Annotated in this window: 10 protein-coding genes; 9 read left to right on the forward strand and 1 reads right to left on the reverse strand. The window is 68.6% G+C overall.

The genetic code is table 11. The features are described 5' to 3' along the window. Positions 1-4 precede the first annotated feature (4 nt). From ACM6LR_RS21780 to ACM6LR_RS21820, 9 genes are all read left to right on the forward strand, one after another. Entirely contained in the window at positions 5-523 is a 519-nt protein-coding gene (locus tag ACM6LR_RS21780; RefSeq protein ID WP_414937972.1) for an SRPBCC family protein, read from the forward strand. Next, complete coding sequence (locus ACM6LR_RS21785; RefSeq protein WP_414937832.1) at positions 523-1,560, forward strand: LLM class flavin-dependent oxidoreductase; 1,038 nt, start codon at positions 523-525, stop codon at positions 1,558-1,560. Before ACM6LR_RS21780 ends, ACM6LR_RS21785 begins: the two co-directional genes overlap by 1 nt. A 130-nt stretch (positions 1,561-1,690) precedes the next feature. Beyond that, positions 1,691-3,445, forward strand: coding sequence for a 3-oxosteroid 1-dehydrogenase (gene kstD / locus ACM6LR_RS21790; protein WP_414944392.1), 1,755 nt, complete (start codon positions 1,691-1,693; stop codon positions 3,443-3,445). Between the two features lie 131 nt (positions 3,446-3,576). Continuing rightward, positions 3,577-4,140, forward strand: a complete 564-nt coding sequence (locus tag ACM6LR_RS21795; protein ID WP_414944393.1) for a TetR/AcrR family transcriptional regulator — start codon at positions 3,577-3,579, stop codon at positions 4,138-4,140. Between the two features lie 73 nt (positions 4,141-4,213). After that, positions 4,214-4,531, forward strand: a complete 318-nt coding sequence (locus ACM6LR_RS21800) for a YbaB/EbfC family nucleoid-associated protein (protein ID WP_414937835.1) — start codon at positions 4,214-4,216, stop codon at positions 4,529-4,531. Then, entirely contained in the window at positions 4,528-4,827 is a 300-nt protein-coding gene (locus ACM6LR_RS21805) for a hypothetical protein (protein WP_414937836.1), read from the forward strand. Before ACM6LR_RS21800 ends, ACM6LR_RS21805 begins: the two co-directional genes overlap by 4 nt. A gap of 13 nt (positions 4,828-4,840) precedes the next feature. Next, complete coding sequence (locus tag ACM6LR_RS21810; protein WP_414937837.1) at positions 4,841-5,191, forward strand: hypothetical protein; 351 nt, start codon at positions 4,841-4,843, stop codon at positions 5,189-5,191. A gap of 26 nt (positions 5,192-5,217) precedes the next feature. Continuing rightward, the gene (locus ACM6LR_RS21815) at positions 5,218-5,895 is read left to right on the forward strand and encodes a hypothetical protein (RefSeq protein ID WP_414937838.1); all 678 of its coding nucleotides are present in this window, start codon (positions 5,218-5,220) and stop codon (positions 5,893-5,895) included. After that, the gene (locus ACM6LR_RS21820) at positions 5,892-6,068 is read left to right on the forward strand and encodes a hypothetical protein (protein ID WP_414937839.1); all 177 of its coding nucleotides are present in this window, start codon (positions 5,892-5,894) and stop codon (positions 6,066-6,068) included. Before ACM6LR_RS21815 ends, ACM6LR_RS21820 begins: the two co-directional genes overlap by 4 nt. Here the strand turns inward: ACM6LR_RS21820 and ACM6LR_RS21825 are convergent. Then, positions 6,046-6,246: a hypothetical protein gene (locus tag ACM6LR_RS21825; protein WP_414944394.1), complete on the reverse strand. Its 201-nt coding sequence runs from the start codon at positions 6,244-6,246 to the stop codon at positions 6,046-6,048. The two genes, ACM6LR_RS21820 and ACM6LR_RS21825, sit on opposite strands and share 23 nt — an antisense overlap. Positions 6,247-6,446 lie beyond the last annotated feature (200 nt).

A 6,446-nucleotide genomic window follows, 5' to 3' on the forward strand; every position in this document is an offset into this window, starting at 1 on the left:
CGCGATGGAGTGGACCGGCGCCAAATACGCCGACGAACCGACGGTCGAGGTCCAGGTCTGGGTCGATGCCGTTCCGGAGCGCGTCTGGTCGATCGTCTCGGACGTGCGGCTGATGCCGGAGATGAGCCAGGAACTCCAGTCGGCCGAATGGTGCGACGGCGCGGCCGGTGACGCCGCGGTCGGCAGGCGGTTCGTCGGCCGCAGCAAGCACGACGCGCTCGGCGAATGGGAGACGACGTCGCACGTCGTCGAATGCGAGGCGCCGCGCGCCTTCACCTGGGCGGTCCATGATCCCGAGACGCCGACCGCGTTGTGGCGGTTCACGCTGGAACCCGAGAACGGCGGTACGAAGCTCCGGCAGTGGATGCGGCTGGGGCCGGGCCGGTCGGGCCTTTCGCTGGCGATCGAGCAGATGCCGGACAAGGAGGAGAAGATCGTCTTCGTCCGGCTGCGTGAATTCGAGAACGCGATGACCGGGACCCTCGCCGCGATCAAGCAGCGGGCAGAGGCGGCAGGCGCGTGATGCGGACGGCGACCACGGTCGAGGCCTCGCGTGGCTGGCGGGACACGCTGGATTTCGTGCTGGAGGCGGAAAAACTCGGCCTCGACGACTGCTGGGTCGCCGAGGCGTGGGGATCGGACGCGCCGTCCGTGCTCGGCTATCTCGCCGCGCGGACCGAGCGGCTCCGGCTCGGCTCGGGGATCATCCAGCTCGGCACGCGGAGCCCGGTCGCGATCGCGCAGGCCGCGCTGACGCTCTCGGAGCTTTCCGGCGGCCGGTTCGCCCTCGGGCTCGGGGCCTCGGGGCCGCAGGTGATCGAGGGGCTGCACGGCGTTCCGTTCGCCCGCCCGTTGTCGCGGATGCGCGAAACGGTCGCGATCATCCGCCAGGCGTTCGCGGGGGAGAAGATCTCGTTCACCGGCAAGGAGTTCGAGATCCCGCTGCCGGGTGATGCCAAGCCGATGCGGCTGTCGACGACGCCGAATCCGGACATCCCGATCCACCTGGCCACGCTCTCACCGAAGCTGCTGGAGCTGACCGGCGAGGTCGCGGACGGCTGGCTGGGCACCAGTTTCGTCCCGGAGGGGGCGCGGGCCTACTTCTCGCATCTCGACGCCGGCCTCGCGAAGGCTGGCCGGTCGAGGGCGGACCTCGAAGTCTGCCAAGGCGCCGAGGTCGCGTTCGCCCGGGACGAGGACGAGTTGCGTGGCATGGTCGCGGGCCGCAAGGCCGAACTCGCGTTCAGTCTCGGTGGGATGGGTTCGGCGAAGACGAACTTCTACAACAACGCCTACAGCAGGCAAGGCTGGGCCGAGGCCGCCGCGGCGGTGCGGGAGCGCTGGCAGGCGGGCGACCGGGAAGGCGCCGCCGCGCTGGTGACCGACGAAATGGTGCTCGGCACGACGCTGATCGGCACCGAACCGATGGTGGCGCGACGGCTGAGTGTCTGGCGTGACGCCGGGGTCGACACGGTCCGGCTGTACCCGGCGGGGGAGACGGTCGCCGACCGGCTCGCCACCCTCGGTCGCGCACTGGACCTGGTCCGCGCGCTGGGCTGAATGCCCGCGCCGGTTGAGGTGACCGGCCGAGCGCGGCCGTTCCCGCCTGCTCCAAGCGGGTAGAACTTGTTTCACTTTTGTGCCCGGCTGGAGAACATGACCTCGCTCGGTCCCCACGCGAGGAGGATTCATGGGTCCCGACCCCCGCTTGTCCCGGCGCCAGGTTCTGCGCGGTACCGCCGCCGGTGCCGGGATCGCGCTCGCTTCGGGACTACCGTTCGCCGGAACGGCTTCGGCCGACGCCGCGGTGATCGGCGAGTACGACGTCGTCGTGGTTGGCGCGGGAGCGGCCGGGATGACCGCCGCGCTGACGGCGGCCAAACGCGGGCTCAGCTGTGTCGTGCTGGAGAAAGCGGCGAAGTTCGGCGGTTCGGCCGCCCGGTCGGGGGCGGGGATCTGGATTCCTGGCAACTCGGTGCTCGCCGCGGCCGGCGTCCGCGACACCCCGGAAGAGGCCGCACGGTACTTGGCCGCCGTGGTCGGCCCGTCGATCCCCGCCTCACGACAGCAGGCGTTCCTCGCCAACGGCCCGGCGATGCTCTCATTCGTGATGGCCAACAGCCCGCTGCGGTTCCGGTGGATGGAGGGCTACAGCGACTACTACCCGGAACTGCCGGGCGGGAAGCCGGGCGGGCGCTCGATCGAACCCGATCAACTCGACGGGAACGTCCTCGGCGCTGAACTGGCCAACCTGAACCCGCCCTATCTCGCCACGCCCGCGGGGATGGCCGTCTTCAGCGCGGACTACAAATGGCTCGCGCTGGCCGCGGTCAACCCGAAGGGCGCCGCGGTGGCCGCCACCTGCCTCGCCCGCGGCACGGCCGCCGCGCTCGCCGGACAGAAACCGCTCACCATGGGGCAATCGCTGGCCGCCGGCCTGCGGGCCGGGTTGCGGCGCGCCGGTGTCCCGGTCTGGCTGAACACGCCTCTGACCGATCTCGTCATCGAGAACGGGAAGGTCACCGGTGTGACCGTCGCGGCAGGTGTGGTGAAAGCGCGGCGCGGCGTCATCGTCGGTTCCGGCGGGTTCGAGCACAACGCCGCCATGCGGGCGAAATACCAGCGCCAGCCGATCGGTACACAGTGGACGGTCGGCGCCCGGTCGAACACGGGCGACGGGATCCTCGCCGGAAAACGGGCCGGAGCGGCGTTGGACTTGATGGACGACGCCTGGTGGGGCCCGGCGATCCCGCTGCCCGGCGAGCCCTACTTCTGCCTCGCCGAGCGGACGCTTCCCGGCGGACTGATGGTGGACGCGGCGGGCAAACGGTTCGTCAACGAAGCGGCGCCGTACAGCGACGTCGTGCACACGATGTACGACCGGAACCCGAGTTCGCCCACCATCCCGGCGTGGCTGGTCGTCGATCAGCATTACCGCAACCGGTATCTCTTCCGCGACGTCGCGCCGCTGCTGCCGCTTCCCGATGAGTGGTACTCGGCGGGCGCGGTCAAGAAGGCGTGGACCGTGGAGGCGCTCGGCGCCGCGATCGGCGTTCCGCCGCAGGCGTTGCGTGCCACGGTCAACCGGTTCAACGGCCAGTCACTGTCCGGTGTGGACAGTGACTTCCGCCGGGGCGCCAGTGTCTACGACCACTACTACACCGACCCGTACGTCCTGCCGAACTCGTGCCTCGCCGCGCTCTGGGAACCCCCGTTCTACGCGTTCAAGATCGTCCCGGGCGACCTCGGTACCAAGGGTGGCATGCGCACCGACGCGCGGGCGCGGGTCCTGCGAGCGGACGGCTCGGTCATCTCCGGGTTGTATGCCGCCGGGAACGCCAGCGCGGCGGTGATGGGCAACAGTTACGCGGGTGCCGGGTCGACGATCGGCCCGGCGATGACCTTCGGGTACGTCGCGGCCAAGGACCTCGCGGATCATCCGTGAGCTGAAGGGGACTTTCCCCTCATGAGATGCGGTGAAGGGCCCCTTCGGCACGTCTGACGCGGGTATGGCGCCCTTCGGCCCTCGGCTAAGGTGGGGCGTTCGCGTGGCATCAAGGGCTGGGGGGGTCCGCCATGATCGTCAAACGTTCCTATCACCACGGGGACCTCCGTCGGGCGCTCGTCCTGGCCGCACGGGAGGCCCTCGTCGAGCGAGGTCCGGAAGGGGTGAGCCTGCGCGGCGCGGTCGCGAAGGTGGGCGCGTCCACCGCGGCGCCGTACCGGCATTTCCGCGACAAGGACGCGCTGCTGGTGGCGGTCGCGCTGGAGGGGCACGCCGAACTGCAGGACTGCCTGCGGGGCTGCGGCGCCGGTACGGTGACCGCGCTCGGGCATTCCTACCTCGGTTTCGCGCTGGAGAATCCCGCGTTGTACCGGCTGATGGCGGGCGCCGGGATCTGTGACCGCGCCGCGCATCCCGGACTCGGCGAGGCGCATCGGGAGACCTGTGCGGTGCTGGCCGATCGGGTGGGTGAGCGGAACGATCCGGGCGGGTTCGCCGTCACACTCTGGTGCCTGCTCCATGGGCTGGCCACGCTCGTGATCGACGGCCACGTCGAGCGCGGTTCCGCTGTCGCGGAGGCCGAGCGCAGCCTCGCGTTCCTGGTCGGTACCGCCGGAAGGCGACCGTCCGAGTGATCTGGGCCACAATGTTTCCGGCGATGTCCTGAAACTCCCGCCCGGCAAAGTCAACGGTGTTTACATGCACCGCATGAACGGATACGACTGGGAGCCGCCAACGGCTGCGGAAATGGAAGCCTGGGAGGCGACGGCCGCGGAATTCGAACGTCTTGCCGCCGAACAGGCCGAAGAACGTTTCTCTGGTCGTTCGGACAGTGGGCTCGTCGAGGCCGAGGTGGATGGGAACGGACGGCTGACCGACCTCGACGTCAGTGCGGACGCGCTGCGTCAGGCCTACCCGCAGAACATCGGCCCGGACACGATCGAGGCCATCGCCGCCGCGCGCGCGGCGGCCGGTGCCGCCGGCCGGGAAAAGTTCGTGGGGATCCTGCCGGAGGTGTCCGCGTGAGCCGCAGGCAAAGGCTGGAGAACCTGGTCAGCGAGATCGAAGAGCAGGACGCGGCGCGGACGCGGGCGCTAGCGGACGTCCGGGCGCAGACCATCGAGGTCGACATCCCCGACGACCTCGGCGTCATCGAGGTCTCCGGCACCGGACGGCTGGAGCGGATCGAGATCGACCTCGAAAACCTGCCTTACACCACGGCCACCGCGTTGAGCGCGAGCCTGCTGGAGGCGATCGTCGCCGCCGAGGAGCACGCGCAGGAACTCAGGCAGCAGGCCCTCGCGGCCTCGCGCCCCCGCTGAACGGAGAACGACTTTGGCTCAGATCGAAGGTACCGGCTACTACGTCGTACCGGACGCCCTCCGCAAGAACACCGACGCCTGGGTTACCGCGGGCGACGCCTGGTACGAGTTTTTCAAGCTCGGCGGCGACTACGCGGCGATGTCCAACATCGACATGGGGCTCCTCGGTGTGAAGACCGGTTTCCCGCGGGACTACAACGTCGCCCGCGAAACCATCTTGAAGACCGCTCGGACCGGCTTCGAACAGATCCAGGAGGTCCGCGACAACCTGGACAAGGTCGCCAAGGACTACGAGGACCGCGACGCCGAGTACTACGAGCAGTTCGGCTACATGGGCGACGACGACGCGAACAAGCGCTTCTAGGCCTTCCGAAAGTTGAGGAACAGAGCATGGTGACACGCGAGAAGGCCGAATGGCCGGAGAACAGCGCGAACAAGGTCCAGGAGAAGGCCGAGAAGTACAAGCACAAGGGCGCGCTCAGCACCCTGGCGATGATCCGGGACGGCCTCTTCGGCAACGCCGACCGGATGGAGGAACTGGCCGGGTGGTGGGGCAAGGCTCCGTACATGGTCGACTCCGAGAACGCCATCGACGAGTCCCGCAACAACCTCGCCGCGTATTGGCAGGGCGGCGGCTACGACTCGTACAACACCTACGCGATCAACGCGACCAAGCGCATCTCGCGTAACGAAGGCGTCTTCAACGAGATCGCGGGCACGATGGAAAGCTGCATCGACATCGTCTACGAAACCTACGCCGACGCGATCGGGTTCATCAGCGAGTGTGCCAACCAGCTCGTCGATGCGGCGACGAACCTCATCGAGGACTGGTTCAACCCTCCTGGTGAGGCGGCGAACATGATTCGCGTCCTGAACGGGTTCGTCCAGGCCGTCAGCGATCTGATCGAGGCCTCGGTCCGCAAGATGGGCGATCTGCGCCAGATGGGTGTCTTCCTCTCCCGGCAGGCGAACGACTTCGCCGACGTCATGAAATTGGCCGAACCGGCAGGGAACCCCGGCCTCTGGGCCGTCAAGCCGGTGCCGAAGGAACCCGCGGCCGCGCAGTGACGGACGAGCCGCCGAAGGAGGAGGACGCCGAAAGCCTGCTGGAGAACCCGTGGGATCCGGAGACGCTGGCCGCCAAACGCAAGAAGGCGGGCAAGCCCAGGGCCAGGATCAAGGGGGCGGGCAAGCCCGCCGAAGATCCGGAGTACCGCATCAAGTTCGGCAAGGCCTGGTAGGGCCGAAGGCGTCCTTCACCGCGTGCGACGCGGTGAAGGACGCCTTCGGCTCATCTAGCCGGTGGACGGTCGATCGCACCAGCTGGGTCAGGTCTGCCTGCCCGCCGTGCTCGTTGAATGCTTCGAGCAACGCGAGCGCGCCTTCAAGCACGCCGCGGCCGCCGATGATTTCCCGCATCGCCGCCCTTTCTCGAGATCAGGCCACACCCGGAGAAGTAGGATGTGCACCAGGCCGTCCGGGAGACGAACTTCGTGCTCGTTGAATGCTTCGAGCAACGCGAGCGCGCCTTCAAGCACGCCGCGGCCGCCGATGATTTCCCGCATCGCCGCCCTTTCTCGAGATCAGGCCACACCCGGAGAAGTAGGATGTGCACCAGG

Source organism: Amycolatopsis sp. cmx-11-32 (assembly GCF_047608695.1).
Lineage (GTDB): Bacteria > Actinomycetota > Actinomycetes > Mycobacteriales > Pseudonocardiaceae > Amycolatopsis.